Source organism: Streptomyces sp. NPDC093261, from assembly GCF_044753645.1.
In the GTDB taxonomy this organism is placed as follows: Bacteria; Actinomycetota; Actinomycetes; order Streptomycetales; family Streptomycetaceae; genus Streptomyces.
The window spans coordinates 122114-147144 of the sequence record NZ_JBIVNO010000013.1; the positions used below are offsets into that span (position 1 = coordinate 122114).

A 25031-nucleotide genomic window follows, 5' to 3' on the forward strand; every position below is an offset into this window, starting at 1 on the left:
TGGGCGCCGTCCCGGGACACGGACGGCTCACTCAGAACACGGACAGTCCGGTGAGCGTGGTGAACCGGTCCAGCGCCGCGACTCCCGCGACCGAGTTACCGCGCTCGTCCAGGCCCGGGCTCCAGACGCACAGTGTGCAGCGGCCGGGCACGACGGCGATGATCCCGCCGCCGACGCCGCTCTTGCCGGGCAGCCCGACCCGGTAGGCGAAGTCGCCCGCCGCGTCGTAGGTGCCGCAGGTCAGCATCACCGCGTTGATCTGCTTGGCCTGGCTGCGGGTCAGCAGCCGGGTGCCGTCGGCGCGGATGCCGTGGCGGGCCAGGAAGCCGGTGGCGAGGGCGAGGTCCGCGCAGGACGCCTCGATGGAGCACTGCCGGAAGTACTGGTCGAGGAGGTCCGGCACCGGATTGTCGATGTTGCCGTAGGACGCCATGAAATGGGCGAGGGCGGCGTTGCGGTCGCCGTGCGCGGTCTCGGAGGCGGCCACCTCCTGGTCGAAGCCCAGGTCCGGGTTGCCGCTCTCCGCCCGCAGGAAGTCGAGCAGGGCGCCGGCCGCTTCGCCGGTACGGGTGTGGAGCCGGTCGGTGACGACGAGAGCGCCCGCGTTGATGAAGGGGTTGCGTGGGATGCCGTTCTCGTACTCCAGTTGGACCAGGGAGTTGAACGGGTTGCCGGAGGGCTCCCGGCCCACGTGCTCCCACAGCTCGTCGCCCTCGCGGGCCAGTTGCAGGGCGAGGGTGAAGACCTTGGTGATGGACTGCGTGGAGAACGGCTCCCGCCACTCCCCCACTCCATAGACCGTGCCGTCCGGCTCCGCGACCGCCATGCCGAAGCGGTGCGGGTCGCGGGCGGCGAGCGCGGGGATGTAGTCGGCGGCCCGTCCGCGCCCGGGCCGCTGCTCTAGCTCTTCGGCGATGCGCTCCAGGACGGGCTGGAAGGTCGGCGAGGGGGCCATGGTCACTATCGTGCCGTCCCGTGGAGCGAGCCGCTCACCTTGAGGTACCTCATCATCATGTTCCGGATCCTGGACGCCCCGCCCACCTCTGGATGGGGCGGGGCGGCCGCACCCTGCGGCCGCCCCGAGGCGCGTTCTGCCTGATCGGCGGGTCAGAGCCGCGGTGAGCCGCTGCCCGCGACCACCTCGGGCCGCAGCAGGGCCGCAAGCCGCTCGGCCGGAAGCAGGCCCTTCTCCAGGACGAGTTCGGCGACGCCGCGGCCGCTGGCGAGGGCCTCCTTGGCGATGTCGGTGGCCGCCTCGTACCCGATGTACGGGTTGAGGGCGGTGACCAGGCCGATGGAGTTCTCCACCGCGGCCCGCAGCCGCGCCTCGTTGGCCGTGATCCCGGCGACGCACCGCTCGGCCAGGGTCGTGCAGGCGCGCTCCAGGTGCGTGATGCTCTCGGAGAGGGAGTGCAGGATCACCGGCTCGAAGGCGTTGAGCTGAAGCTGGCCGGCCTCGGCGGCCATGGTGATGGTGACGTCGTTGCCGATCACCTCGAAGGCGACCTGGTTGACGACCTCCGGGATCACCGGATTGACCTTGCCGGGCATGATGCTCGAACCGGCCTGCACCGGCGGCAGGTTGATCTCGTTCAGGCCCGCGCGCGGACCCGAGGAGAGCAGGCGCAGGTCGTTGCAGCTCTTGGAGAGTTTGACGGCGATCCGCTTGAGCACGCCGGACATCTGCACGAAGGCACCGCAGTCCTGGGTGGCCTCCACCAGGTTGGCGGCGGTCACCAGCGGAAGACCGGTGATGTCGCAGAGGTGGCGGCGGGCCGACTCGGCGTATCCGGCGGGCGCGTTGAGCCCGGTGCCGATCGCGGTGGCGCCGAGGTTGATCTCGTGGATCAGCTCGACGGCCTCGGCGAGCCGGCTGCGGTCCTCGTCCAGCATGACGGCGTACGCCGAGAACTCCTGCCCCAGCGTCATCGGCACCGCGTCCTGGAGCTGGGTGCGGCCCATCTTCAGTACGTCGCGGAACTCGACGGCCTTGCCCGCGAACGCGTTCTGGAGCACGGCCATCGCCTTCAGCAGACCGCGCACGGCGAAGACCGTGGCGATCTTGACGGCGGTCGGATAGACGTCGTTGGTGGACTGGCCGAGGTTGACGTCCTCGTTGGGGTGCAGGTACCGGTACTCGCCCTTGGCGTGGCCGAGCAGCTCCAGCGCGCGGTTGGCGACGACCTCGTTGGCGTTCATGTTGGTCGAGGTGCCGGCGCCGCCCTGGATGACGTCGACGACGAACTCGTCGTGCAGCTTGCCGTCGCGTATCTCGCGGCAGGCGGCGACGATGGCGGCGGCCTTCCTCGGCTCCAGCAGGCCGAGTTCCTCGTTGGCGAGGGCGGCGGCCTCCTTGACGGCGGCGAGGGCGTCGATCAGGTGCGGGTACGCGGAGATCGGCGTCCCCGTGATGGGGAAGTTCTCCTTGGCGCGCAGGGTGTGGATGCCCCAGTAGGCCTCGGCGGGCACGTCGCGGTGGCCGAGCAGGTCGTGCTCGCTGCGGTGGGCTGCGGCGGTCATGGTGGTGCGGTTCCTCTTCCGGAGGTGGTGGAGTGACGGTGGTCGTCAGGCGTGGGCGTCGGGTGTGAGCGGGTCGAGGGCGCGGACCGGGCGGACGCTGCCGACCGGCTCGCCGCCGCCGAGCAGCGGCTCCCCCGCGAACTCGGCGAGCGCCGCCGGGTCGGCCCCGGCCCGGGCGAGGGCCGCCGCGGTGACCGGTATCCGGGCCCGGTTCGCCCCGTCGGCGATCTTCACGGCGACGGCCCGGCCGTCGGGCAGGGCGGCGACCTGGACGCCCTCGAAGCCGTCCTTGGCCAGCAGCCCGGGCACGGCGCGCATCAGCGCGGCGACATCGCGCCGGGAGCCGGACGCCATCTCGGCGTGCTCACGCATCGCGTCCGCCACCCGTGCCTCCGGAGTGCCGGCCGGCGCGGTGGTGATCCGCGCGGCGGCGCGGGCGAGACCGTGCAGCGAGACGGAGAACAGCGGGGCGCCGCAGCCGTCCACGGTCACCCGGGCGATCGCCTGGCCGGTGAGGTCCTCGACGATCTCGGCGATGGCCTGCTGGAGGGGATGGGCCGGGTCCAGATACCCCCGAAGCGGCCAGCCGTTGAGCCGGCAGGTGTAGAGCATGGCCGCGTGCTTGCCGGAGCAGTTCTGCGCCAGCCGGGACGGCAGCCGCCCCTCGCGCACCCAGGCGTCGCGCACGACCGGGTCGTAGGGCAGGTCGGGGACGTTGCCGAGGTCGTCCTCGGTGGCGCCGGCCAACTCCAGGATGCGGCGGGTGCCGGCCAGGTGCCGTTCCTCGCCGGAGTGGCTGGCCGCCGTGAGCGACAGCAGTTCCCCGTCGAGCGGCAGCCCGGCCCGGACCATCGCCGCCGCCTGTAGCGGCTTGAGCGCCGAGCGCGGGTAGAAGGCGGCCTCGATGTCGCCGAGTTGGAGTTCCACCGTCCCGTCGGCGCCGAGGACGACGACCGAGCCGTAGTGGATGCCCTCGATGACCCCGCCGCGGACGAGATGGGCGACCGGTGCGTGCAGGGGCTCCCGGATCGCAGGAGCCTTCGCCGCCGCACTTCCGTACAGCACTGCGTGGTTCACGGATGCACCTTGGGGGATTCAGCGCGGGCGACCCGGCCGCGTATGCCGTACCAGCCGGCCACCAGGGCCGCCGCGATCAGCGGCAGGCACAGCACGGTGGTGCGGCCGGCGCCGCCGTCGGCGTACATCAGGACGAACACGGAGGCGAGGAAGCCGAGCGTGATGATCTCGGTCCACGGGGAGCCGGGCAGGCGGTAGCCGGGCCGGGTCAGCTCCCCGTCGCGGGTCTTCTTCCAGAAGAGCAGATGGCAGATCATGATCATGCCCCAGGTGGACAGGATGCCGATCGCCGCGAAGTTCAGCACGATCTCGAACGCGTCGGCCGGGACCACATAGTTGAGGCCCACACCGAGGACGCAGATGCCGCTGGTGAGCAGGATGCCGCCGTACGGGACCTGGGTGCGGCTCATCACCCGGGTGAACTTCGGCGCGGAGCCGGACATCGCCATGGAGCGCAGGATGCGGCCGGTGGAGTAGAGGCCGGAGTTGAGGGAGGACATGGCCGCGGTGAGGACGACGAGGTTCATGACCCCGCCTGCCGCGGGGACGCCGATGCGGGAGAGGACCGTCACGAAGGGGCTCTCGCCGGCCGTGTACCTGTTCCAGGGCAGCAGCATCGACAGCAGGATGACCGAGCCGACGTAGAAGAGGCCGACGCGCCACATGATCGAGTTGATCGCCTTCGGCATGATCTTCTCGGGGTTCTCGGTCTCGCCGGCCGCGACGCCGACCAACTCGACCGAGGCGTAGGCGAAGACGACGCCCTGGATGATCAGCAGCATCGGCAGCACACCGTGCGGGAAGACACCGCCGTGGCTCGTGATCAGGGACGGGCCGGGGGTGGTGCCGTCGACCGGGTGCCGGGTGACCAGCAGGAAGATGGCGATCGCCATGAAGACCACGAGGGCGCTGACCTTGACGATGGCAAACCAGAACTCCAGTTCGCCGAAGATCTTCACCGAGATGAGGTTCACGGTGAGCACTACGGCCAGGGCGATGAGGGCGATCACCCACTGTGGGATGTCGGAGAACAGGTGCCAGTAGTGGGTGTAGGTGGCCACCGCGGTGATGTCCGCGATACCGGTTGTGGCCCAGTTGAGGAAGTACAGCCAGCCCGCGGTGTAGGCGCCCTTCTCGCCGAGGAACTCACGGGCGTACGACACGAAGGCGCCGGAGGACGGACGGTGCAGGACCAGTTCGCCGAGCGCGCGCACGACGAGGAACGCGAAGACGCCGCAGATCGCGTACGCGATGAAGAGGGAGGGGCCGGCGTCGGCGAGTCGGCCGCCGGCGCCGAGGAACAGCCCGGTGCCGATGGCACCGCCGATGGCGATCATGTTGACGTGCCGGGACTTCAGGGCCTTGCTGTAGCCCGCGTCTCCGGCGTCGACGTGACCGGACGCCGGGCGCGTCTCTTCTTTGAGGTGCCGCTCGCTCACGCCTCGGGTCCGCCTTCCGTGGGGGGATCCGTGCGCCCGGGGCGCAGGATGTCGGTGAGGGTCGTCTCGACGCGGTCGAGGTGGTGGGCCATGGCCTCGACGGCGTCGTGCTCGGAACCGTCGGTCAGCGCCTCGACGATCGCCCGGTGCTCGCGGTTGGACTGCTCGCGCCGGCCGCCGAGCTGGTTGAGGAAGGTCGACTGACGCGCCAGTGCGTCGCGGATCTCCTCGATCACCCGGCGGAAGACCGGGTTCTGGGCGGCCTCGGCCACGGCGAGATGGAAGAGGGTGTCCATCGCGACCCACGCAGTGGTGTCCGTCTCCCGCTCCATCCGGTCCAGCAGGTGGGACAGGTGGTCGAGGTTCTCCGGGGTGCGGCGCAGCGCCGCGTACCCGGCGACCGGGATCTCGACATGACGGCGCACCTCCAGCAGATCGCTGGCCGCGTAGTCGCCGAAGGTCGGGTCGTCGACGGCGCTCGCGACGACGAAGGTCCCCTTGCCGGTCCTGGAGACGGTCAGCCCCATGGTCTGCAGGGCCCGCAGGGCCTCGCGCAGCACGGGGCGGCTGACCTCGAGGGTGCGGCACAGCTCCGCCTCGGAGGGGAGCTTGTCACCGATCGCGTAGTCGCCGCGCTCGATGGCGCCGCGAAGGTGGGTGAGCACCGCTTCCATCGCGCTGACGCGCCGCGGTCCCCTGCCACCTGTCTGGCTGTCTGACAGGTTCACGGGGGTGATCCTGCGGGTTGCGCGACGGGACTGTCAAGGGGTGTCGGCAGGGAAATCACAGGGGGCGGGAAGCCTGGACAACGGCTTCCCGCCCCCGGGTCACACGGCGGTGATCAGCGACTACGGGTGGCGCTCAGCTCAGCACCCCGGTCGCGAGCAGCCCGAGGAGGCCCACACCGATGACGATCCGGTAGATCACGAACGCGTTGAAGGAGTGCTTGGCGACGTACTTCAGCAGCCAGGCGATGGAGGCGTAGGCGACCACGAACGAGACGATGGTGCCGACGGCGAGCGGCGCGGCGCCCACCCCCGCGCCCAGGGCGTCCTTCAGCTCGTAGATACCGGCGCCGGTGAGGGCCGGGATGCCGAGGAAGAAGGACAGGCGGGTGGCGGCGACCCGGTCCAGGTCGAGGACGAGCGCGGTGGACATCGTGGCGCCGGAGCGGGAGAAGCCGGGGAAGAGCAGTGCGAGGATCTGCGAGCTGCCGACGAGCATCGCGTCCTTGAACGAGGTGTCGTCCTCACCGCGCTTGTGCCGGCCCATCTGGTCGGCGACCCACATCACACCGGATCCGACGATCAGCGAGCCCGCGACCACCCACAGGGAGGCGAGCGGACCGTCGATCAGCGGCTTGGCGGCGAGGCCCACCACGACGATCGGGATGGTCGCGGCGATCACCCACCAGGCGAACTTGTAGTCGTGGTGGTACCGCTCGCGCGGGTTGAACAGGCCCCGGAACCAGGCGGAGACGATCCGCACGATGTCCTTGAAGAAGTACAGGAGCACGGCCGCGATGGCGCCGACCTGGATGACGGCCGAGAAGCCGACGACGGCCTGATCGTCGACGGGGATCCCCATCAGCCCCTCGGTGATCTTGAGGTGGCCGGTCGAGGACACGGGGAGGAATTCGGTCACCCCCTCGACGACTCCGAGGACGACGGCCTGACCGACGTTGATGACGCTCATGGGATCCAGTTCTGAGGAGGTGGTCGACAATGCTGTAGACGGTGGTGCTCTGGAAGTTGTACTACGCGCGGAGGACGTGCGCCTACCGGGGCCACACGGCCCCGGCGATCGCGGCGCCCGCGAACGCCGCGCCGAGGCCCGCCGCCACACTTCCGACGACATTGGCGGCAGCGTAGAACCCCGAACCGGTCTCGGTGAGCCGCAGTGTCTCGTACGAGAAAGTCGAGTATGTGGTCAGCGCCCCGCACAGGCCCGTGCCGATCAGGAGCTGCACATGCGGCGAGGCGTGACCGGAGGATGCGGCTCCGGAAAGCAGGCCGAGGATCAGGCATCCCGAGACATTCACGGCGAGGGTGCCCCAGGGGAAGACGGTGTCATGTCTGAGCTGCACCGCCCGGTCGGTGAGATAGCGCAGGGGTGCCCCGACCGCGGCGCCGATGACCACCAGCAGCCACTTCACAACGACTTCTCACCTTTCCCGTCCGGAGGGCCTCCCTCGCGGGCCGCCCCGTCACCTTGTTCGTCCGCCGGGCCACCCCGGCCGGCCGCCGCGTCATCCGTCCCGGCCGCCGTGCGCGGGTGCCCGCGTCCCGTGTACGTGATGACCTCGCAGCCGTCGAGGGTCACCAGCCCCTCGGTGACGAGTTCGTCGAGCTGGGGCAGAAACGCACGGACGCGTTCCTCGGTGTCGACGATGACCACAGCCACCGGCAGGTCCTCGCTCAGCGACAGCAGCCGCGAGGTGTGGATGAGCGAGGAGGCGCCGAAGCCCTCGATGCCGCGGAACACACTGGCCCCCGCCAGGCCCGCGGCGTGCGCGCGGTGCACGATCTCGGCGTACAGGGGCTTGTGGTGCCATCGGTCGTGCTCGCCGATGAAGACGGTCAGTCGCAGGGCGCTGCCGGTCAGTCGGGTCATCACCGCCTCCGTGGGTCGCCGTTCGGTGGTCTCGTTCATCGCTGCCGCCAGGCCAGGAGCCGGCGGGCGGCCGCCATCGCGAGCCACACCGCCGCGAGAGCCCCGGCCAGGGTCGCGAACAGGTAGGCGAGCGCGATGCGCGCCGCGCCCGCGTCCACCAGCCTCTGGATCTCGACGGCGTACGTCGAGAAGGTGGTGAAACCGCCCAGCACTCCGGTGCCGAAGAAGGGGCGCATCAGCCGGTGGGCGGCCCACACCTCGGTGATCACGACCATGAACACGCCGATCACGGCACACCCGGCGACGTTGATCCCGAAGGTGGTCCAGGGGAATCCGCCGGCCCGTGCGGGCCAGAGCAGCGAGGCGGCGTAGCGGGCCGCGGCTCCGAGAGCGCCGCCGAGGGCGACGACCGCCACGACGGGGCCCTGACCCTGCCAGGGCGAGGGCTCCCGAGCGGGCTCGGGCGCGGGGAAACCGGTCCGGTCGGCGCTCTTGGGGTGCGGAACTGTCATGGATGTACTGCTCCTACTCGCCGGGGCCCTGCCGGACGGGCACGCTCGATCGCAAGTAGGGACCGTTGGCGGCGGCACTGCCGCGGTTCGGGTACGGCGGGCCCCACCACCGCGCCGCGGACAGGCGATCGCGGCCGGTGAACAGGGTAACCCGGGGCGCGAGCGGCCCGCACACAGGCGGTCCGGGGAGGCGGGGGGGAGCAGCGTCTTCAACGGCACCTCTCGGGCCCGGTGACACCACCACCCCCCAGGCCATCCGTTCGACAGGGGGGAACAGTCATGCCGGGCCCGGAGGCCGGCGGCCGTCGGGGGCGCGCGCGACCGCGAGCGCGCGTCAGGAGGCGGGGCGGTACGGGTCGCGCGCCGCGAGGCCGACGGCACGGCGCACAGCCAGGGCGGTACGGCGCACAGCCGGGGCGGCAGGGCGCACGTCCGGGGCGGCATGGCGCAGCAGGTGTGCCCCGTGGCCGGGTCACATGCGCGAATCGGCTCACCGTCCCCCCACTTCGGCCCGTTCCCCTCTCGGCCCGGCCCCGACCGGCAGGCCACAGTGGTCGAGAGGGCGGGCACGGAGGGACGCGATGCTGAAGACACCGGTGAGCGAGCGACGGATGCGGATTCTCGAGTGGCTCAAGGACCCGGTCGCCCACTTCCCGCCGCAACGCCACCACGACCTCGTCGAGGACGGCGTCACCGCGGCGGCCGTCGCCGGGAAGCTCGCCGTGCCCCGGTCCGTCGCCGCCACCGATCTGCGGATCCTCGCCGCCCTCGGTCTGCTGCGTACCAGGAGAACCTGCCGGCGCACCTACTACCGCCGGGACGAGGTGCGTATCGCCGAGGTTGCGCGCCTGTTCGAGAAGGGGTGGTAGGCGACGGGCCGGCCGGTTCACGACCGGCCCTTGTGTGACCGTGGTTCGGCGGTGACCGGAGCAGTTCATCGCGGGCGGCGCCCGGAACGGTTTCATCGCGGGCGGCGCCCGGACCGGTTTCATCGCGGGCGGCGCCGGGCCGTCATAGCCGGGGAGTCGAGTTGGTGAAGCACGAGTCGACGTGATCCGGCGGACCCGCCGGGCCGACGCACCGTGGACGGGCCCCGGGGCGGTGGTGGGGGCGCCGGGGACGACCGGTCAGTTTTGGAGAAGCACTCCCGCACTCCCCCGCCCTACGGTGAGACCACCGACGCACCACGTCGGCCACGTAGCTCGGATCCCGTTTCCCGGAGGAGTACGCCATGACCACCGGCGTCCAGACGATCATCTACCCCGCCAAGGACCTCGCCCGGTCGAAGGCCCTGTTCGGCGCCCTGCTGGAGGTGGAGCCGTACGCGGACGAGCCGTACTACGTCGGCTTCAAGGCCGCCGGGCAGGACATCGGCCTCGACCCGAACGGTCATGCGAAGGGAATGACCGGCCCGGTGCCCTACTGGAACGTGACGGACATCCGGTCGCGTCTCGCCGCCCTGCTGGAGGCCGGGGCCGAGCTGCTCCAGGACGTCCAGGACGTCGGCGGCGGCAGGCTGATCGCCTCGGTGAAGGACCCCGACGGCAACCTCGTGGGGCTCATGCAGGACACGGTCGCCTAGTACTCCGGTCATACTCACCCGGGCTCAGCGCGAAATCGCGGCCGTCCGGATGGGGATGGCGCGCTCCGGCTCGAGGCGGCTGATCCACCTGTCAATCCCTTTGCGCGACGGAGCAGGTCACCTCTAGCGTGCACGTGCACACGAAGCGTGCGCCAGGGCAGCGCGCCGCACGAACGAGGAGCAACCGCCGTGGGAACCATGGTCTCGGTCAGGGGCTGGCTGCAGTGTGACGACGGACAGCTGGCCCAGGTCAAGGAGATCGTGGAAGCAGACGATCCGGATCGCACCTACAGCGGGGGCTGGGCCTTCCCCGCTCGGCAGTACAACTACGTCAAGTGGGCCTTCTACGGGGGCAACATCCGCGCGGTGTCCCTCGACTGGTTCGAGGAGAGGCTGCGTCAGATCGCCCGGATCCCGGCCTCTGACCAGGATGAGGAGTACGACGAGAGGCCCCGGGGGCTGTTCCTGGTCAGCCACGACGTCGACGGCATGAGCGAGTGGAGGGTCCAGAACGGCGGCCTGGTGATCGGCCTCCCGGATGGGGATTACCACTACCTCGACGCCTAGCCGGATCACGAAGTCGCCTGGAGTACCAGGCCGGTCCGCTGGGCCCGGGGCCGCGCATCGGGGCGGCGGCGGACCGGGGGCGGCCATGGCCGGGCGGGGCCGCCCCGCCGCGGGCGACATTGCTTGCGGACACACTAATTGCACGATAAACAAAAGAAGTGTTCTCTGTTACCGTGCGGGTATGGCAGCGAAAACGGCCGAAGCCAGACTTGAGGAACAGTGGCGGGAGATCCTGTCGGTGCACGCCCGCACCCTGTGCGAGATCGACCGCGCGCTGCACCCGTACGGGCTCGGCGCCAGCGACTTCGAGGTGCTCGACATCCTGGCCGCCGAAACGCCGGCACACGGCGAGCTGTGCCGGGTGCACAACATCGTAGGGCGCGTCCATCTGAGCCAGAGCGCCCTGTCCCGGCTGATCGGACGGCTGGAGAAGGACGGCCTGGTGGTGCGCTCCGTGTGCGAGGAGGACCGGCGCGGGGTCTGGGTCGCGCTGACCGAGAAGGGCCGTGCCCTGCATGCCGAGGTGCTGCCGCTGCAACGCGAGGCGCTGGCCCGCACGCTGAGCACCGGGTCCCCCTCGAACTGACCGACCGGTCAGACGACGAACTCGGCCCCGTCCGTGAGGATTTCGACTCCCGCCTCGGTCACCCGGCGCCGGGCGGCCGAGGCGTGGTCGAGCAGCGGGTTGGTGTTGTTGAGGTGGGTGTAGATCCGGCGCGGGCCGGGGTGCCGGGCCAGATGACGCAGACTTCCTTGCGCGCCCGCGACCGGCAGATGCCCCATCGCCGCCTGTCCGGCCGCGCCGCGCACCGCCGCGCCCATCTCGTCGGCGGCGTGGAACGTGCCGTCGAGCAGCGCGCAGTCCGCCGTCGCGAGCAGTTCGTCCAGCACCGGCGGCCAGGCGCCCAGGCGCGGCGCGTAGACGAGGACTCCGCCGGTGGCCAGGTCCTCGATGCGGTACGCGATCACCCAGGCAGCGTCCGCGCCGGCGCCCGGGAGGTACGTGGGCGCCTTGGCGCCCACCGGGTGCGCGGTGACGACCAGTCCGCCCGCCAGGACGAAGCCGCCGTCGGTCAGGGCGTCCGCCCACTCCCACCCGGTGTAGCGCCCGAGCGCCATACGCAGGGGCGCCAGCGCGGCCAGCACCGGGGGTGCGGCGTACACCTTCAGGCCCGCGCCGCCGCGCAGCACGCCCAGGCCCATGGCGTGGTCGGCCTCCGCATCCGTCAGCAGCACCCCTCTGACCGGGGTTTCCCGGGGCCCCGGACCCGGCCACAGCGGGGCGTTGGCCGCCAGCTGGGTACGGATGTCGGGTGAGGCGTTCAGGAGCCACCAGTCGCGCGAGTTGCCGCTGACGGCGACGCACTCCTGGCTGCGGGAGGGCAGTTTGCCGTCACGGGCGGCCGTGCACAGCGCACACGCGCAGTTCCACTGTGGGAAGCCGCCTCCGGCCGCCGTGCCCAGCAGGATGACCCTCACGACCAATCCCCTCCCTGTCGGGTCACTCCCCTGGGATCTTCCCGCCGCTGGGGCCCGGGCTACCCCTCCTTGGGGGGCAGTTCCGGCCGACCTAGGTCCTCAGGCCGCCGGTCCACCGGCCGCAACGGCGGCAGCGGGGCGGCGGCGAAGTCGCGCGGACCGCTCCACAGGGCGGGTACGGCGTCGGAGCGACGGCACAGCTCGTAGGCGATCGCCTCATAGTTGACCCGCCAGCCGTGGAAGTGCGGCCATGCCTCCTCGGCCGGCCGCTCGGACGGGAAGCCCGCCGCCTCCACCATCGCCACGGCCGCCTCGAACTCCGCGAAGGTGAGGTGGATGGGCGCGCCCGGTGCCGGGTCCGCCTCGAAGGGCAACCGCACGGAGCGGGCGATGTCACGCAGGGCGGTGAAACCGGCCCGCAGCACCAGACGTGCCTCCGGCGGCGCGGAGCGCGGGGAGAGCGAGAGCTGCATGGCCGCCGCGTCCATGACGGCGAGCAGTCCGACCAGCCAGTGCCGGTAGGGGCGGGGCGAGCGGAAGGAGACCAGCACCGGGTAGGTCGAGTGGCTCTCGCCGATGTCCGAGGCCAGCCGCTCCCAGGCGCGGTAGAGGTCGGCCAGCGCGGTCTCCGTCTGGACCAGCCACTGCCGGGCGAGGATCTCCGGGCCCCAGGAGGGTTCGCCGGCCCGGGCCTGGAGGAGGGTGACCTCCAGCTCACGGCGGTTGTAGGCGGCGTACAGAGTGGGCAGGTACGCGATCTGCAGGGCGATGACCAAGGGCCCGGTGGCCGCTGCGAGGAAGTCCACGGCGGACAGGTTCAGCCGCTGACCGCTGGCGTAGCCGAGCGTGAAGAGGCTGGATCCCGCCTCGCGGAAGGAGTTGGCCCAATTCAGCGTGGACAGGGCGTGCAGCAGCAGCCCGTATCCGGCGAAGGCCCCGCCGAGCCAGGTCGCGAGCATCCCCATCAGGATCAGCGGGCCGAGCCAGGTCTGCCTGTGGTCGATGGCCTGGTAGCCGCCGCGCAGGGTCCCCACCCTCAGCACGCGGCGCAGCACCCGCCACAGCCGGTGCACGAGCGCCGAGTAGAGGCCGCGGGGCACCACCAGTGTGCGCAGGATGCTGGCCAGGACGCTCCCGAGGAGCATTACACCGGCCACGCCGGAGATCCATCTCATGGCGTCATTGTGAGGCGCGGCCCGGTATGTCTCCGCGGGATGGATCCCCACGGCGTGGAAGGCAGGCCGGGCCATGGCCGGCGCCGGCCATGGCCCGGGCGGTACCGGCGCTCTGTCACCGGGCCCGGCCGGTCACCCTACGGCCGGGCCAGGAGCGTGCGGACGCCGTCGGAGTTGAGCGTCAGGCCGTGCGGCGAGGCGGCGTCGATGGTGAGCGTGAGCTCGCCGGTGGGCCACTGGGAGGCGAGCGCGCCGAGCGGCACGAGCCGGTAGCGCGAGACGAAGGGCAGCAGACCGGCCATCTCCGTTTCGGAGGTGAACACGGGGACCGTCTGCCCGCCATCCGGCTGTTCCAGGACGGGCAGCGCCACGGCGTTGGGATTGGTGGCATCCTCATCCGTGGCGTCGTCGGGCACCGGGACGAGCACGTCGCTCCCGGCCAGCGTGTCCAGCGCCTCGGTGTCGGCGGCATCCACCACGAGGGTGTCCAGCGCCGCCTGCGCCGCGTTCGGGCGGGGGGTGTTCTCGGGTGTGTCCATGGCAGATCCCCAGATAGTGGCGGGCAGGCGTCCGGAACCGCCGGCTCCGGACGACGCGTTCCCGTCACGTACCCGCCCGGGAACGGGCCATGCATGCGGCGGCGGCCGGAATCGGATGGCGGGGAGGGTCCCCAGGGGGCGTGCGGCGGTCTCCGGCCGGCCCGCGGGGGGTGCTTCCGACCCGGGGCCCGCCTGCGAAAGCGGTCTGTCCTCTGCCGAAGATCACACCGTCCAGCCGGACGGGCCCTTGCCCGGGCGTTTGACCGCCTGGCCGACGATCACGGTCTCGGTGCCGTCGACTCCCAGGGCGCCGAGGTCCTCGGTGATGAACCGGTAGAGGTCTTCCAGGTCGCGCAGCCAGACCGCGACATGCAGGTTGGACACGCCCGTGGTGGCGAACGCGCCGTGCACGGCGGGGTGTGCCGCGAGCTCCCGCCCCACCGCGTCGAGGCGGTCGGGCGCGACGCGCATCATGAGGTTCGCGTCGATGAACAGTCCGAGCCGCCTCGGATCGACCACGACATGGGTGAGCAGGCGGCCGCTCCGGGAGAGCCGGGCGATCCGGCGCCGGACCGTGGAGTCCGGATGGCCCGTGCGCGCGGCGACGGCCGCCGCCGGAGCCCTGGCGTCGTCCTCCAGCGCCGCGAGGATGTCCCGGTCGATGGCGTCCACCGGCCCCGCCGCGGGGGCTCCCCGCTGCCGTACCGGCGTCAGCGCCGCGCGCTCGGCGTCGCCGAGAACGCCGTGCCGCCAGTCCGACGCCTCCGCGAAGACATGCAGCACGGTGTCCGCGGCCACCGAGGTGACGGCCCGGGTGGCGGGCAGGTCACGGAAGACCAGGTGGTCCCGGGTGCCGGGACGCGTCCAGGAGACGGCGAGGATCTCGTCGCCGGATGCCGACACATCAATGAACGGAACGTCGGAGCGGGCCGCCAGCGCGGCCGTGAGGGCGTCCAGCCTGCCGCCGAGCACCCGGATCCGGAGGAACAGCGCACCGACCGAGTCCGCTCTGGCGGGCAGCGCGACCACCCGGCAGGCCCCGTCGGCGATCAGGGCCGCCCAGCGCCGGTGCGCGGTCCGCGGGCTGATGCCGAGGACCTCCCCCGCCCGCTCGGCGGTCAGCCGCCCGTCGCACTGCAGCGCGGCGATCAGCCGCTGGTCGCGGTCGTCGAGCACATGCTGCGCCATTTCCTGGGCCATGAATGGCAGTATCGCTCACCTGGGCGCCGTGGACGGCGCACCGGCAGCCGGGACCCCGGACGATCGTGCCGTCGATCCGAATCCGCACGGGAGCCCACGATGACGCACCGGAACCTGCTTGCCCCCATGGCCGCCGCCGCTCGGGAGGTCGGCGAGCTGCTGCTGGCCACCCCGCGGCCCGCGCCCGTCACCTCCTTCGATGAACTCGCCGCCGTTTACGGCGCGTTGGAGGCGCCGGCGGTCGCGCTCATGCGCCGGCACCTGGACGCGCTGCGCCCCGGTGTCGGCTGGGCGGACGAGTGGAAGGAACGTGCCGCGCTGCCCGCCGAGGGCGAGGTGTGGATCGTGGACGTCCTCGACGGCGCGGTGCAGTTCCTCCAGGACCTGCCGCAGTTCTGCGTGAGCCTCGCGCTGGTGCGGGACGCGGAGCCCGTGGCGGCGGCCCTGCACGCGCCCCTGCTGGGCGAGACCTATCTCGCCGCCCTCGGTGCCGGCGCCACCCGCAACGGGTCGCCGATCGGCCCGTCGGCCAAGACGGACCCGGCCGTCGCCGTCGTGGCGACCACCCATCCCCCGTTCATCACCCGTCAGCCGGAGGCCGCCGCGCAGGCCGGACGGTCGCTCGCCGCCGTGCTACCGCGGGTGGCCGCCGTCCGCAATCTCGGGCCCACCTCGTGGCAGATCGCCGACACGGCGGCCGGACGCCTCGACGCCTTCTGGGAGTTCGGGCGCGACGACGCCAATCTGCTGCCGGGCGCCCTGGTCGCCCGTGAGGCGGGCGCCCTGGTCACCGACGCCGAGGGGCGGCCCTGGAGCGCCGGGTGCGACAGCTTCCTGGCCGCGCCGGCGGGTCTGCACCGGCATCTGGTGCAGGCGTTGCGGGCGGACAGCGGGGCGGTGACCCGCGCCCGATGAAAGCCGCGGGCGGCGGCCCGGGGTCACCGGAGCCGCCGCCCGCCGAAGCCGTGCCGCGCGCGTCAGGCGCTACGGCGTTCCCTGCGGCGCAGGGTGAGGTACGTGCCGGTCGCGCCGGCCGCCAGGAGGGCGCCCGCCGCGATGCCCACCGGGACGGCCGGGAACGAGGCGACCGTCGCCGCGGCCGTGTTCTGCATCGCCGGTCCCGGGGTGATGCTGGTGGCGACCGCCTTCACGGGGCGGATCGGACCGACCGACTTCACGGAACCGTTGGCGTTCAGCAGCACCTGCTTGTCGTTGGGGTGCCGGAAGTCGAACATGCCCGCGAGCGAGCCGGCCGCGGCGTCGAACGAGTGGTCGCCGATCCGGCCGGTGTGCCAGTTGTCCTCGATGAAGCGGATGATCGAGGCCTGGTCGGTGAGCGTGTGGTCGACCTTGTTGACCTTGCTGTACGGGGAGACCACGAGCAGCGGCTGACGGGTGCCGGGACCGCAGCGGTCCGCGTAGCCGCCGGCGGCCGCCGGACCGGACTGGCAGGCCGGGCTGTCGGTCGCCTTGCCGTTGGAGCCGGTCGAGGTGTCCTTCGAGCCGTTGCGCGGCTTGGCGTAGGCGTGGTCGTACCAGCCGTCGGAGTCGTCGTAGGCGATGACGACGGCGGTCGACTTCCACTGCGGCGACTTCTGGAGGGCGTTGATCTGCTGGACCAGGAAGTGCTGCTCGTCGATGGGGTCGGAGTAGCCGGCGTGGCCGTCCTGGTACTCCGGGGCCTTGACGAAGCTGACGGCGGGGAGCTTGCCCGCCTTCAGGGCCGCGTCGAAGTCGGTCAGGTCGTAGTTGTGGTTGGCCCGTCCGTTGTGGCCGATCTCGTCGACGTTCCTGGGCGCGAGGTGGTGCGGGTTCGACGTCGACTTGTAGTACTGGAACGGCGAGTGGTGGGGGCTGTAGTCCACCGTCGCCGCGCCGCCCACGTTGGTGTGCGCGGTGTCGCACTGGGCGTAGTGGCCCTGCCGGCCGTCCCACGCGGTGGACGGCCGGAAGCCGCCCTGGAACCAACCCCATGTGATCTTCCTGGAGTTGAGCACGTCGCCGATGTTGCGGCCCCGCATCGAGGCGAGCGCGTTCTTGCTGGTGTGGTCCTTGCCGGAGCAGTCGTCGTAGGCCGGGTCGGGGTCGTTGACGACCGTGCCGACGCCCTTGGCGTCGGGCGACTGGACGGTGTAGGCGTCCGGTGTGGCGGTCCGCTTGGGGTCCTCGGTGCCGGAGGCGGGGTCCATGGAGACGACGCCGTGCGTCTGACCGGAGATCAGGTTGAGCGCGCCAGGAGTGGAGGGACCGTAGACCGAGCTGTAGGAGCGGTCGCCGAGGGCGTAGTGCTGGGCGTAGTTCCACAGCGCCGTGACGGTGTTGCCGTCGTAGTAGTCCATGACCAGGCCCGGCTCGCCGAACAGGGTGCCGGAGCACTTGCCCGAGTCGGTGTTCTGCACGAACTGGTCGTTCTTCCCGCCGTTGTACGCGTACTGCTCGGGCCCGTAGGCGTGGTTCTGGTCGCAGGTCATGGCCTGGGACGGGGTGAGCCGCTTGGGCGCGTACTGGTTGGGGTTCTTCGTCAGCAGCCCGGCGGTGCGCAGGTTGTCGACGTCCTTCGGGGTCTTCCTGGACGCCGTGAACTTCGTGCCGTCCGTGTTGGCGGCCTTGGGGTAGGTCGCGAAGTAGTGGTCGAAGGAGACGTTCTCGTCGAAGAGGACGACCACGTGCTTGATGGGCGTGGCCGTGGAGGAGGCCCGGTCTCCGTCGGGCGCGGTGGCCCAGGCGGGCGCCTGTGCGCTGAGGAGCGTGAGCGCGGCCGCTCCCGCGAGCGCCCCGAGGCTCCGTGTCGTTGCTCGTCTTCCTCTGCCGGCCATGCTGGTTCACCTTCCGGACACGAACGTCATTGCCACGTACGGTCAGGGACGATCCACCCGGCGGACGGCAGCACGGCGGAGCATTGGTGGCGTGTACATGAACAGCAGGTCAGGGAAGCCGGGGAAAGTCTTGACCGTGTGTTGACCCGGGAAAGTCCCGCGCGGCCGGGCCGGTTGTCCGGACAGGTTCAGCTCACCAGGGCTCGCCCGTACCAGTCCGCCGCGTCGCGCACGCCGGGGAGTGCGAAGAAGTAGCCGCCACCGAAGGGCGTGATGTAGTCGGTCAGGGGCTCGCCCGCGAGGCGGCGCTGGACGGTCTCGAACTGGCGGGCGAGGTCCTGCTGGTAACAGCAGAACAGCAGCCCCATGTCGAGGTTGCCGTTGCGGTCCGTGCCCGCGTCGTAGTTGTAGGCGCGGCGCAGGATCCGCTGGCCGGCCGTGGCCGCCGTGCGCGGGTTGGCCAGCCGTATATGGCTGTCCAGCGGGATGACGTCACCCTTGGGGTCGCCCGGATAGTCGGGGGTGTCGTGCTCGGCGTTGCCGTCGAGAGGCGCGCCGGACTCCCGGGCCCGGCCGAACATCCGTTCCTGTTCGCTGAGCGAGACCCGGTCCCAGAACTCCACGAGCATCCGGATCAGCCGTACGACCTGATAGCTGCCGCCGACCGCCCAGTCCGGCTCGCCCGCGTCCGGGCCGACCCACACCAGACGGTTCATCGCGCGGGCGTCGGAGGGGTCGGGGTTGGCGGTTCCGTCCTTGAAGCCCATCAGGTTGCGGGGGGTGCCCGAGGGGCGCGGCGGGCTGGTGAAGCCGTCGAGACGCCAGCGGACCTGCATGGCGCCGCGGGTGTGCCGGGCGATGTCCCGCAGGGCGTGGAGCACGGTGTCGGAGTCGTCGGCGTGCAGTTGGAGGCTGAGATCCCCGTGACACCACCCGGGCTCGAGGTCGTCGTCGGGGAAGGCGGGCATGGCCCTCAGCCGGCGCGGGCGGTGGCCGGCCAGGCCGAAGCGCCCGTCGAAGAGCGCGGCGCCGACGCCGACGGTCACCGCCAGCGCCCCTGAGGGGAGTTGGCCGCCCAGGATGCCGGAGTCGGCGGGCGGGCCGGTGATGCCGAGGGGCGGGGGCGTGCCGCCGGAAGTCAGGAAGCGGGCGCGCGCGGTGAGGGTGCGCAGGAGATCGGCCAGTTCCCGGCGGCTGTCGACGGTCACGTCGAAGGAGGTGAACGCGGTGACCCGGCGAGGGGCGGCGAGCACCGACTGCTGGTGGGGACCGTGGAAGGGGGCGATGGGCGGCGCGCCGGTGGCCTCGGCGCCCGACGGGGCGGCGGCGCCGCCGGCGGCGAGTCCGGCGCCCGCGAGGGCCGCCCCGCGCAGGAAACCGCGCCGCCCGACGCGGCTCGTGGCGGGCGGGGTGGTCATACCGTCCTCCGGGGATCGCAGAGCGTCGCCACCGGGGCGAGCCGCTCGACCAGGTCGCCGAAGACCGCGTCGACCTGTTCGCGCCGTGCCCGGTCCAGCCGGTCGAGCGGGGTCCAGCGGCCATGGTGGCGCAAGCCGTCCAGGGTGCGCGCCGCGCGGTCCAACTCCCCTTCGAGAGCGGGCAGTCCGGGATCGCGCGTGGTGAGCAGGGGGTGCAGCCGGGACAGCACGGCGCGGGTCCCGTCGATGCCGGCACGGGCGGTGGCGAGGTTGGTTCCGCTGCCGTAGTCGGTCCGTCCGGTCAGCTCGAACTGCACGGTGTTCTCCAGGATCTCGTGGGCCCGCAGACCGAGCTGCGCCGGATCCATACGGGCCTGCGCCCAGCCGTCGCGCAGGGCTCGGACCGCCTTGACCAGGGCGCCCGCGGGAGCGCGCAGACCGGTGGCGGACTCGCCGTGCCACAGCCCGTACTCGACGCGGTGGAAACCGGTGAAGGACGGATCGTGGACCCCGCCGGGCAGCCCCGCGTCCGTGCCGTTGATCTTCCCGTCCGCGTCGCCGAAGGCGTCGTACGCCGCGCCCAGCCGCTCGTATTCGAGGTGTGCGGAGAGCCAGGCGCTGCGGGCCGCGTCGAGATCCCCTCGGTCGATGGCGTCCTGGAGGCGTCCGGTCAGCCGGACGACCTGGTCCAGGCCGCCGGCCACCCATTTCTGGTAGTCGATCGCGAGAGGGATGAGATCGTGCACGGTGACGGGGGCCGCCGCGGGCCCCGGTGTCCCGGCGGTGATGCGGACGGTGGGGCCGGTGACGGCGTCGGTGTCGTCGGGCAGACAGGTGAACGCGTACGAGCCCGCGCCGAGACGGACGGTCAACGGCCGGGTCGTGCCGGGGGCGAGTCCTTCCAGTTCCCCGTAGACGGCCCGGGTACGGGCGTCCTGAAGGTACACCTCGGCGGCGCCGTCGGAGGTGTTGTGCAGCTCGAAGACCTGAAGACCGGACACCGGGCGGCTCCAGCCGCGACCGCAGCCGCTCGGCGACACCTCGACGGTGGTGTGCGGGAGCCCGTCGGCGGCGGCCCGCGCCCGATGGCCCGGGGAGAGGGCGGTGATCAGCACCGCCGTCACCAGGGCCAGCACGAAAACGAGTCCGCCTGCCGCCCGGAGTCGGGCCGGCCGTGAACCCAGGCCGGGCACCGGCATGCCCCAACGCCTCCCCGGACGTACGAACGCGAGCACGCGCCCGGGTGTCGTGGGACACCGGCGCGATCACCTCATGCTAGGCAGCGCCCGGCGCCGGAACAGCCCGGACGCGGGGACGGACACCAAGATTTCCCCGGCGGTTCACCGGGCGCTCACCGCCGGGAGCGCACCGCCCCGGTGGGACCTGCGGGAGCGGGCACGGCGGTGCGGTCCGCCTCGGGCCGGGTGCGCCGGGGCCTCGCGGGAAGGGTGGCCCTGCGCGCGGGCCCCCGGTGGAGCGCTCCGCCGTGCCGCCGTGCGGAGCCCTTCGTAGGCTGGTGGCCTCGGGGCACGTCACAGAGAGGTCTGCGATGCCCCGGAGCATCTGGTCAGGAGCGATCAGCTTCGGCCTGGTCACCATCCCGATCAACGTGGTCCCCGCGACCGAGGACCACAGCGTCCGCTTCCACCAGTACCACCTCGAGGACATGGGCCGGGTACGGGTCCGCAAGTACTGCGAGATGGAGGACCGGGAGATTCCGCAGGACGAGATCGGCAAGGGTTACGAGATCTCCAGGGACCAGGTCGTCGCCGTCCTGGACGAGGAACTGCGGGAGCTGCCCCTGCCGACGGCGAGGGCCATCGAGATCGCCGCGTTCGTGCCGGCCGAGTCCATCGACCCCCTCCGGATCGGCGAGGGCTACTACCTCCAGGCCTCGGGGACGGTCGCCAACAAGCCGTACGCGCTGCTGCGCAAGGCACTGGAGAGGTCGTCAAAGGTGGCGGTGGCCAAGTTCGCCTGGCACGGCCGGGAGCGGCTCGGCCTGCTGCGCGTGCGGGACGAGGCGATCGTGCTGCACGCGATGCGCTGGCCGGACGAGATCCGGGATCCCCGCGAGCTGGCTCCCCAGGAGGTCAAGCTCTCCGACGACGAGATCGCCGAGGCCGAGCACCTGATCGGGCGCATGACCCGGGACACCCTCGAAGGCCCCGACTTCGTCGACCACTACACGGAGGCACTCGAGCAGGTCATCGAGGCCAAGCGGGAGGGGCACGCCCCGCCCGAGGCACCGGAGCCGGAGGCCGGGGCCGGCGCGGTGCTGGATCTGATGACCGCGCTCCGGGAGTCCGTGGCCCAGGCGAAGGCGTCCCGGGGCGAGGAGACGGAGGCCGAGGTCCACGAGCTGCCGAAGAAGAGCGTGGCAGGGAAGACGGCGGCCGGGAAGACGGCGGAGAAGGCGCCCGCCGGGAAGGCCGCGGCGAAGAAGGCCACGAAGGAGGCCAGGAAGGAGGTTCCGGCCAAGAAGGCGACGGCGCGCAAGACGGCCCGCCGGCCGCGCAGCGCGTAGGCGACGCAGGGCTCCGGCCGGTCCTCGCGGGGGAGGCCGGATTCGATTCGTCTACGACGCCCGCCTGAGGGAAGCTGTAACCGCGACCGCCCGCTCGACCAGGGAACACACCATGGCGTTCTTCGCGATATCCGACCAGCACCCGTTGCGCCTGCTGTCCGCCACCGACCTGGCACTGGAGCACGAGCGGCTTCTCGAGGAGAACGCGCAGCTCCGCCAGGCCGTCTCCTCGCATGCCCTCATCGATCAGGCGATGGGCGCCGTGGTCGTCATCGGACGGATCGCACCGGAGGAGGCCTGGCGCGTGCTGCGGGACGTCTCCCAGCGCACGAACACCAAGCTGCGTGTCGTGGCGGAACACATCCTGAGATACGCGCAGGACGGTGTCCTGCCGGAGCCCCTGCGGGTGGAGCTGAACAAGGCGCTCGAACGGTACAGCATCTGCTCCCACCCGACCGGATCCCGCCCCGACCCCGCCGAGCCCACGGAGCCGGGGGCCGCACCGACGGCTCCTTCCCCCACCCGTCCGTCATCGCGCAGGCCGTAGGCAGAGGACCAACCGAGGATCACCGCCTCCTCCGCCGCGCCACTTCCTGAACGCATCTTCCCCCTCGGCACACATGCCCGTGGCCAGGAGGTGAAAAGATTCCTGTGTCCGGGGGGTTGCCCGGCGTCTAGCCTCATCAGTTAAATCAAGACGTGAACTAAGCCGATTCCGGGGCCCGTTCACTCCCCGCGCCGATCGGGGCGGCACAGGTGGCCGCGTTCCGGGTCCTTCTGCGCACCAGGCAACGCCGTTCCACGTGCCGCCGCTCGTCGTGACCACCCATTCACCGCACCCGTAGGGAACCCCACATGAGACTCAGATCCCTGGGTGTCGCGCTGGCCGCCACGGCAGCGCTCCTCACCCTGCCCGCCATCCCTTCACCGGCCGCCGCCGCGGTCGCGGCCGAGACCCCGCTGTCCCAGGGCAGACCGGCCACGTCCTCGTCCGACGAGAACGCCGGCACACCGGCCGCCAACGCCGTGGACGGCGACAACGGCACCCGCTGGTCGTCCGCCGCCGGGGACACGCAGTGGCTCCAGGTCGACCTGGGCGCCACCGCCTCGATCACCAAGGTCGTCCTCGACTGGGAGGCCGCCTACGGCAAGGACTACAAGATCCAGGTCTCCCAGGACGGCAGCGGCTGGACCGACCTGAAGTCCGTGAGCGGCGGCGACGGCGGCATCGACACCCTCGACGTGTCGGGGCAGGGCCGCTACGTCAGGATGTACGGCGTCCACCGCGCCACCCAGTGGGGCTATTCGCTGTGGGAGTTCCAGGTCTTCGGAACCCCCGGCACCACCGCGCCCTCCTGCGACCCGGCCGACGCCGCCAAGGGCAGGCCCGCCTCGGCCTCTTCCACGGAGAACGCGGGCACCCCCGCGTCCGCCGCCTTCGACGGTGACACCGGCACCCGCTGGTCCAGCCAGGCGTCCGATCCGCAGTGGGTGCAGGCCGACCTGGGATCGGTGCGGAAGCTGTGCAAGGTCGACCTGACGTGGGAGGCCGCCTACGCCAAGGAGTTCCAGATCCAGGCCTCGGACGACGGCCGGAGCTGGACCACGCTCAGGAGCGTGAGCGGCGCGAGCGGCGGCACGGCCTCCTACGACGTGAGCGGCTCGGGCCGCTACGTCCGGATCTACGGGACGGTCCGCGCGACCGGCTACGGCTACTCCCTGTGGGAGGTCTCGGTCCACACGGACTCGTCCGGCACTCCCCCAGTCCAGGGCGGTGGCGATCTCGGACCGAACGTCATCGTCGTGGATCCCTCCACGCCCGGTCTTCAGCAGAAGTTCGACCAGGTCTTCACCCAGCAGGAGTCGAGTCAGTTCGGCACCGGCCGCTACCAGTTCCTGCTGAAGCCGGGCACCTACAACGGCATCAACGCCCAACTCGGCTTCTACACCTCGATCTCGGGACTCGGCCTGAACCCCGACGACACCCAGATCAACGGCGACATCACCGTCGACGCGGGCTGGTTCAACGGCAACGCCACCCAGAACTTCTGGCGCTCGGCGGAGAACCTCGCCCTCAGGCCGTCCAACGGCACCGACCGGTGGGCCGTCGCGCAGGCCGCGCCGTTCCGACGGATCCATGTCCAGGGCGGGCTGAACCTCGCCCCGAACGGCTACGGCTGGGCTTCCGGCGGCTATATCGCCGACTCGAAGATCGACGGCACGGTGGGGCCGTACTCCCAGCAGCAGTGGTACACCCGCGACAGCTCGGTCGGCGGCTGGACCAACGGCGTGTGGAACATGACGTTCACGGGTGTCCAGGGCGCCCCGGCCACCAACTTCGACTCCGGCCCGTACACCACGCTGGACACCACCCCGGTCTCCCGCGAGAAGCCGTTCCTGTACCTGGACGGCACCAGCTACAAGGTCTTCGTGCCCGCCAAGCGCACCAACGCCCGCGGTGTGTCCTGGCCCGCCGACGCGGGCACCTCCATCCCACTGGACCAGTTCTATGTGGTCAAGCCCGGCGCGACCGCCGCGACGATCAACGCCGCGCTGGCCCAGGGCCTCAACCTGCTGTTCACCCCGGGGATCTACCACCTCGACCAGACCCTCAACGTGACGCGGGCCGACACGGTCGTGCTCGGCCTCGGTCTGGCCACCCTCGTCCCGGACAACGGCATCGACGCGATGCACGTGGCGGACGTCGACGGGGTCCGGCTCGCGGGCTTCCTCATCGACGCCGGCCCCGTCAACTCCGACACGCTCCTGCAGATCGGCCCGGCCGGTTCGACGGCCGACCACTCCGCCGACCCCACCACCATGCAGGACGTCTTCATCCGCATCGGCGGCGCGGGCCCGGGTCTGGCCACCAACTCCGTCGTCGTCAACAGCGACGACGTCGTCATCGACCACACCTGGATCTGGCGCGCCGACCACGGGGACGGGGTCGGCTGGAACACCAACCGAGCCGACTACGGGCTGCGCGTCAACGGCGACGACGTCCTGGCCACAGGGCTCTTCGTCGAGCATTTCAACAAGTACGACGTGCTGTGGAGCGGCGAGCGGGGCCGCACGATCTTCTTCCAGAACGAGAAGGCCTACGACGCCCCGAACGCCGCCGCCATCACCCACGACGGCATCGTCGGCTACGCGGCCTACAAGGTCGCCGACACCGTGAACGTCCATGAGGCGTGGGGCCTGGGCAGCTACTGCAACTACACGGCCGACCCGACGATCGTCCAGGCCCATGGTTTCCAGGTGCCCGTCAAACCCGGGATCAGGATGCACGACCTGCTGGTGATCTCGCTGGGCGGAAAGGGCCAGTACGCCCACGTCGTCAACGACACCGGCGCCCCCACCTCGGGCACGGACACCGTTCCGTCCAAGGTCGCCCAGTTCCCCTGACGCGTCACGCCTCACGGGCCGCGGATGACCCGTGACGGCGGTGCGGCGGGCCCCGGGCCCGGCCCCCCCCGGGCGCGGGGCGCCCCCCCCCGGGTGCCGGGGCGCCCGGGGGCCCCCCCCGGGGCGCCACCGCCCCCGGGCCCCCCCGGGCGCGCCCCCCCC

General features: G+C 71.6%; 24 protein-coding genes. 8 read left to right on the plus strand and 16 right to left on the minus strand.

Annotation, left to right across the window (positions count from 1 at the left end):
- Positions 1-31: 31 nt before the first annotated feature.
- The 9 genes from ACIP94_RS25570 to crcB (ACIP94_RS25610) all read right to left on the minus strand — a co-directional run bounded on the left by ACIP94_RS25570 (position 32) and on the right by crcB (ACIP94_RS25610) (position 8161).
- Positions 32-955, minus strand: coding sequence for a glutaminase (locus ACIP94_RS25570; RefSeq protein WP_402430020.1), 924 nt, complete (start codon positions 953-955; stop codon positions 32-34).
- Positions 956-1107: 152 nt separating this feature from the next.
- Positions 1108-2520: an aspartate ammonia-lyase gene (gene aspA, locus ACIP94_RS25575; RefSeq protein WP_402430024.1), complete on the minus strand. Its 1413-nt coding sequence runs from the start codon at positions 2518-2520 to the stop codon at positions 1108-1110.
- Positions 2521-2565: 45 nt separating this feature from the next.
- On the minus strand, positions 2566-3582 hold the full coding sequence (locus ACIP94_RS25580) for an asparaginase (protein WP_402430268.1): 1017 nt from the start codon (positions 3580-3582) through the stop codon (positions 2566-2568).
- A gap of 11 nt (positions 3583-3593) precedes the next feature.
- On the minus strand, positions 3594-5036 hold the full coding sequence (locus ACIP94_RS25585) for an amino acid permease (protein WP_402430027.1): 1443 nt from the start codon (positions 5034-5036) through the stop codon (positions 3594-3596).
- Positions 5033-5710 carry a FadR/GntR family transcriptional regulator gene (locus ACIP94_RS25590; protein ID WP_402430271.1) on the minus strand — a complete coding sequence of 226 codons (678 nt, stop codon included), beginning with the start codon at positions 5708-5710 and terminating at the stop codon, positions 5033-5035. The genes ACIP94_RS25585 and ACIP94_RS25590 overlap by 4 nt, the downstream gene beginning before the upstream one ends.
- A 187-nt stretch (positions 5711-5897) precedes the next feature.
- Entirely contained in the window at positions 5898-6731 is an 834-nt protein-coding gene (locus ACIP94_RS25595) for an undecaprenyl-diphosphate phosphatase (protein ID WP_402430030.1), read from the minus strand.
- An 82-nt stretch (positions 6732-6813) separates the two neighbouring features.
- Positions 6814-7191, minus strand: coding sequence for a fluoride efflux transporter CrcB (gene crcB / locus ACIP94_RS25600; protein ID WP_402430034.1), 378 nt, complete (start codon positions 7189-7191; stop codon positions 6814-6816).
- Positions 7188-7649 (minus strand): DUF190 domain-containing protein, encoded by a 462-nt coding sequence (locus tag ACIP94_RS25605; protein ID WP_402430037.1) that lies wholly within the window; start codon positions 7647-7649, stop codon positions 7188-7190. Before ACIP94_RS25605 ends, crcB (ACIP94_RS25600) begins: the two co-directional genes overlap by 4 nt.
- Before the next feature lie 35 nt (positions 7650-7684).
- Positions 7685-8161 (minus strand): fluoride efflux transporter CrcB, encoded by a 477-nt coding sequence (crcB, locus tag ACIP94_RS25610; RefSeq protein ID WP_402430040.1) that lies wholly within the window; start codon positions 8159-8161, stop codon positions 7685-7687.
- A gap of 581 nt (positions 8162-8742) precedes the next feature.
- Here crcB (ACIP94_RS25610) and ACIP94_RS25615 point away from each other — a divergent pair.
- From ACIP94_RS25615 to ACIP94_RS25630, 4 genes are all read left to right on the plus strand, one after another.
- Positions 8743-9030 carry an ArsR family transcriptional regulator gene (locus tag ACIP94_RS25615; RefSeq protein WP_402430043.1) on the plus strand — a complete coding sequence of 96 codons (288 nt, stop codon included), beginning with the start codon at positions 8743-8745 and terminating at the stop codon, positions 9028-9030.
- Between the two features lie 362 nt (positions 9031-9392).
- Positions 9393-9743 (plus strand): VOC family protein, encoded by a 351-nt coding sequence (locus tag ACIP94_RS25620; RefSeq protein WP_402430046.1) that lies wholly within the window; start codon positions 9393-9395, stop codon positions 9741-9743.
- A 198-nt stretch (positions 9744-9941) separates the two neighbouring features.
- A complete protein-coding gene (locus ACIP94_RS25625; protein WP_402430274.1) occupies positions 9942-10310 on the plus strand; it encodes a hypothetical protein in 369 nt (122 codons plus the stop codon).
- Positions 10311-10491: 181 nt separating this feature from the next.
- Positions 10492-10896 (plus strand): MarR family winged helix-turn-helix transcriptional regulator, encoded by a 405-nt coding sequence (locus ACIP94_RS25630; RefSeq protein ID WP_402430049.1) that lies wholly within the window; start codon positions 10492-10494, stop codon positions 10894-10896.
- A gap of 8 nt (positions 10897-10904) precedes the next feature.
- Here the strand turns inward: ACIP94_RS25630 and pqqB are convergent, their stop codons facing one another.
- The 4 genes from pqqB to ACIP94_RS25650 form a co-directional block, all read right to left on the minus strand.
- Complete coding sequence (pqqB, locus tag ACIP94_RS25635) at positions 10905-11789, minus strand: pyrroloquinoline quinone biosynthesis protein PqqB (protein WP_402430052.1); 885 nt, start codon at positions 11787-11789, stop codon at positions 10905-10907.
- A gap of 59 nt (positions 11790-11848) precedes the next feature.
- Positions 11849-12964 (minus strand): hypothetical protein, encoded by a 1116-nt coding sequence (locus tag ACIP94_RS25640; protein WP_402430055.1) that lies wholly within the window; start codon positions 12962-12964, stop codon positions 11849-11851.
- Between the two features lie 137 nt (positions 12965-13101).
- Complete coding sequence (locus ACIP94_RS25645) at positions 13102-13503, minus strand: SseB family protein (protein WP_402430058.1); 402 nt, start codon at positions 13501-13503, stop codon at positions 13102-13104.
- A gap of 222 nt (positions 13504-13725) precedes the next feature.
- Positions 13726-14703, minus strand: coding sequence for an AsnC family transcriptional regulator (locus tag ACIP94_RS25650; RefSeq protein WP_402430061.1), 978 nt, complete (start codon positions 14701-14703; stop codon positions 13726-13728).
- A 99-nt stretch (positions 14704-14802) separates the two neighbouring features.
- Here ACIP94_RS25650 and ACIP94_RS25655 point away from each other — a divergent pair, with 99 nt between their 5' ends.
- Positions 14803-15618, plus strand: coding sequence for an inositol monophosphatase family protein (locus ACIP94_RS25655; RefSeq protein WP_402430064.1), 816 nt, complete (start codon positions 14803-14805; stop codon positions 15616-15618).
- Between the two features lie 62 nt (positions 15619-15680).
- Here ACIP94_RS25655 and ACIP94_RS25660 read toward each other — a convergent pair whose 3' ends face one another.
- From ACIP94_RS25660 to ACIP94_RS25670, 3 genes are all read right to left on the minus strand, one after another.
- Entirely contained in the window at positions 15681-17519 is a 1839-nt protein-coding gene (locus ACIP94_RS25660; RefSeq protein ID WP_402430066.1) for a phospholipase C, read from the minus strand.
- 188 nt (positions 17520-17707) lie between these two features.
- Positions 17708-18937, minus strand: a complete 1230-nt coding sequence (gene efeB, locus ACIP94_RS25665; protein WP_402430069.1) for an iron uptake transporter deferrochelatase/peroxidase subunit — start codon at positions 18935-18937, stop codon at positions 17708-17710.
- Positions 18934-20136 (minus strand): EfeM/EfeO family lipoprotein, encoded by a 1203-nt coding sequence (locus ACIP94_RS25670; protein WP_402430072.1) that lies wholly within the window; start codon positions 20134-20136, stop codon positions 18934-18936. The genes efeB and ACIP94_RS25670 overlap by 4 nt, the downstream gene beginning before the upstream one ends.
- Before the next feature lie 350 nt (positions 20137-20486).
- Here ACIP94_RS25670 and ACIP94_RS25675 point away from each other — a divergent pair, with 350 nt between their 5' ends.
- The 3 genes from ACIP94_RS25675 to ACIP94_RS25685 all read left to right on the plus strand — a co-directional run bounded on the left by ACIP94_RS25675 (position 20487) and on the right by ACIP94_RS25685 (position 24869).
- Positions 20487-21464: a Ku protein gene (locus tag ACIP94_RS25675; RefSeq protein WP_402430075.1), complete on the plus strand. Its 978-nt coding sequence runs from the start codon at positions 20487-20489 to the stop codon at positions 21462-21464.
- Positions 21465-21576: 112 nt separating this feature from the next.
- Entirely contained in the window at positions 21577-22011 is a 435-nt protein-coding gene (locus ACIP94_RS25680; protein WP_402430078.1) for an ANTAR domain-containing protein, read from the plus strand.
- A 308-nt stretch (positions 22012-22319) separates the two neighbouring features.
- Positions 22320-24869 carry a discoidin domain-containing protein gene (locus tag ACIP94_RS25685; protein ID WP_402430081.1) on the plus strand — a complete coding sequence of 850 codons (2550 nt, stop codon included), beginning with the start codon at positions 22320-22322 and terminating at the stop codon, positions 24867-24869.
- Positions 24870-25031 lie beyond the last annotated feature (162 nt).

Bases quoted from the DNA above. Each gene is read 5' to 3' on its own strand.
- ACIP94_RS25570 (WP_402430020.1), bottom strand. From the start codon at position 955: ATGGCCCCCTCGCCGACCTTCCAGCCCGTCCTGGAGCGCATCGCCGAA.
- aspA (WP_402430024.1), bottom strand. From the start codon at position 2,520: ATGACCGCCGCAGCCCACCGCAGCGAGCACGACCTGCTCGGCCACCGC.
- ACIP94_RS25590 (WP_402430271.1), bottom strand. From the start codon at position 5,710: ATGGAAGCGGTGCTCACCCACCTTCGCGGCGCCATCGAGCGCGGCGAC.
- ACIP94_RS25595 (WP_402430030.1), bottom strand. From the start codon at position 6,731: ATGAGCGTCATCAACGTCGGTCAGGCCGTCGTCCTCGGAGTCGTCGAG.
- ACIP94_RS25605 (WP_402430037.1), bottom strand. From the start codon at position 7,649: ATGACCCGACTGACCGGCAGCGCCCTGCGACTGACCGTCTTCATCGGC.
- crcB (WP_402430040.1), bottom strand. From the start codon at position 8,161: ATGACAGTTCCGCACCCCAAGAGCGCCGACCGGACCGGTTTCCCCGCG.
- ACIP94_RS25615 (WP_402430043.1), top strand. From the start codon at position 8,743: ATGCTGAAGACACCGGTGAGCGAGCGACGGATGCGGATTCTCGAGTGG.
- ACIP94_RS25620 (WP_402430046.1), top strand. From the start codon at position 9,393: ATGACCACCGGCGTCCAGACGATCATCTACCCCGCCAAGGACCTCGCC.
- ACIP94_RS25625 (WP_402430274.1), top strand. From the start codon at position 9,942: ATGGTCTCGGTCAGGGGCTGGCTGCAGTGTGACGACGGACAGCTGGCC.
- ACIP94_RS25630 (WP_402430049.1), top strand. From the start codon at position 10,492: ATGGCAGCGAAAACGGCCGAAGCCAGACTTGAGGAACAGTGGCGGGAG.
- ACIP94_RS25640 (WP_402430055.1), bottom strand. From the start codon at position 12,964: ATGAGATGGATCTCCGGCGTGGCCGGTGTAATGCTCCTCGGGAGCGTC.
- ACIP94_RS25645 (WP_402430058.1), bottom strand. From the start codon at position 13,503: ATGGACACACCCGAGAACACCCCCCGCCCGAACGCGGCGCAGGCGGCG.
- ACIP94_RS25650 (WP_402430061.1), bottom strand. From the start codon at position 14,703: ATGGCCCAGGAAATGGCGCAGCATGTGCTCGACGACCGCGACCAGCGG.
- ACIP94_RS25655 (WP_402430064.1), top strand. From the start codon at position 14,803: ATGACGCACCGGAACCTGCTTGCCCCCATGGCCGCCGCCGCTCGGGAG.
- ACIP94_RS25660 (WP_402430066.1), bottom strand. From the start codon at position 17,519: ATGGCCGGCAGAGGAAGACGAGCAACGACACGGAGCCTCGGGGCGCTC.
- efeB (WP_402430069.1), bottom strand. From the start codon at position 18,937: ATGACCACCCCGCCCGCCACGAGCCGCGTCGGGCGGCGCGGTTTCCTG.
- ACIP94_RS25670 (WP_402430072.1), bottom strand. From the start codon at position 20,136: ATGCCGGTGCCCGGCCTGGGTTCACGGCCGGCCCGACTCCGGGCGGCA.
- ACIP94_RS25675 (WP_402430075.1), top strand. From the start codon at position 20,487: ATGCCCCGGAGCATCTGGTCAGGAGCGATCAGCTTCGGCCTGGTCACC.
- ACIP94_RS25680 (WP_402430078.1), top strand. From the start codon at position 21,577: ATGGCGTTCTTCGCGATATCCGACCAGCACCCGTTGCGCCTGCTGTCC.
- ACIP94_RS25685 (WP_402430081.1), top strand. From the start codon at position 22,320: ATGAGACTCAGATCCCTGGGTGTCGCGCTGGCCGCCACGGCAGCGCTC.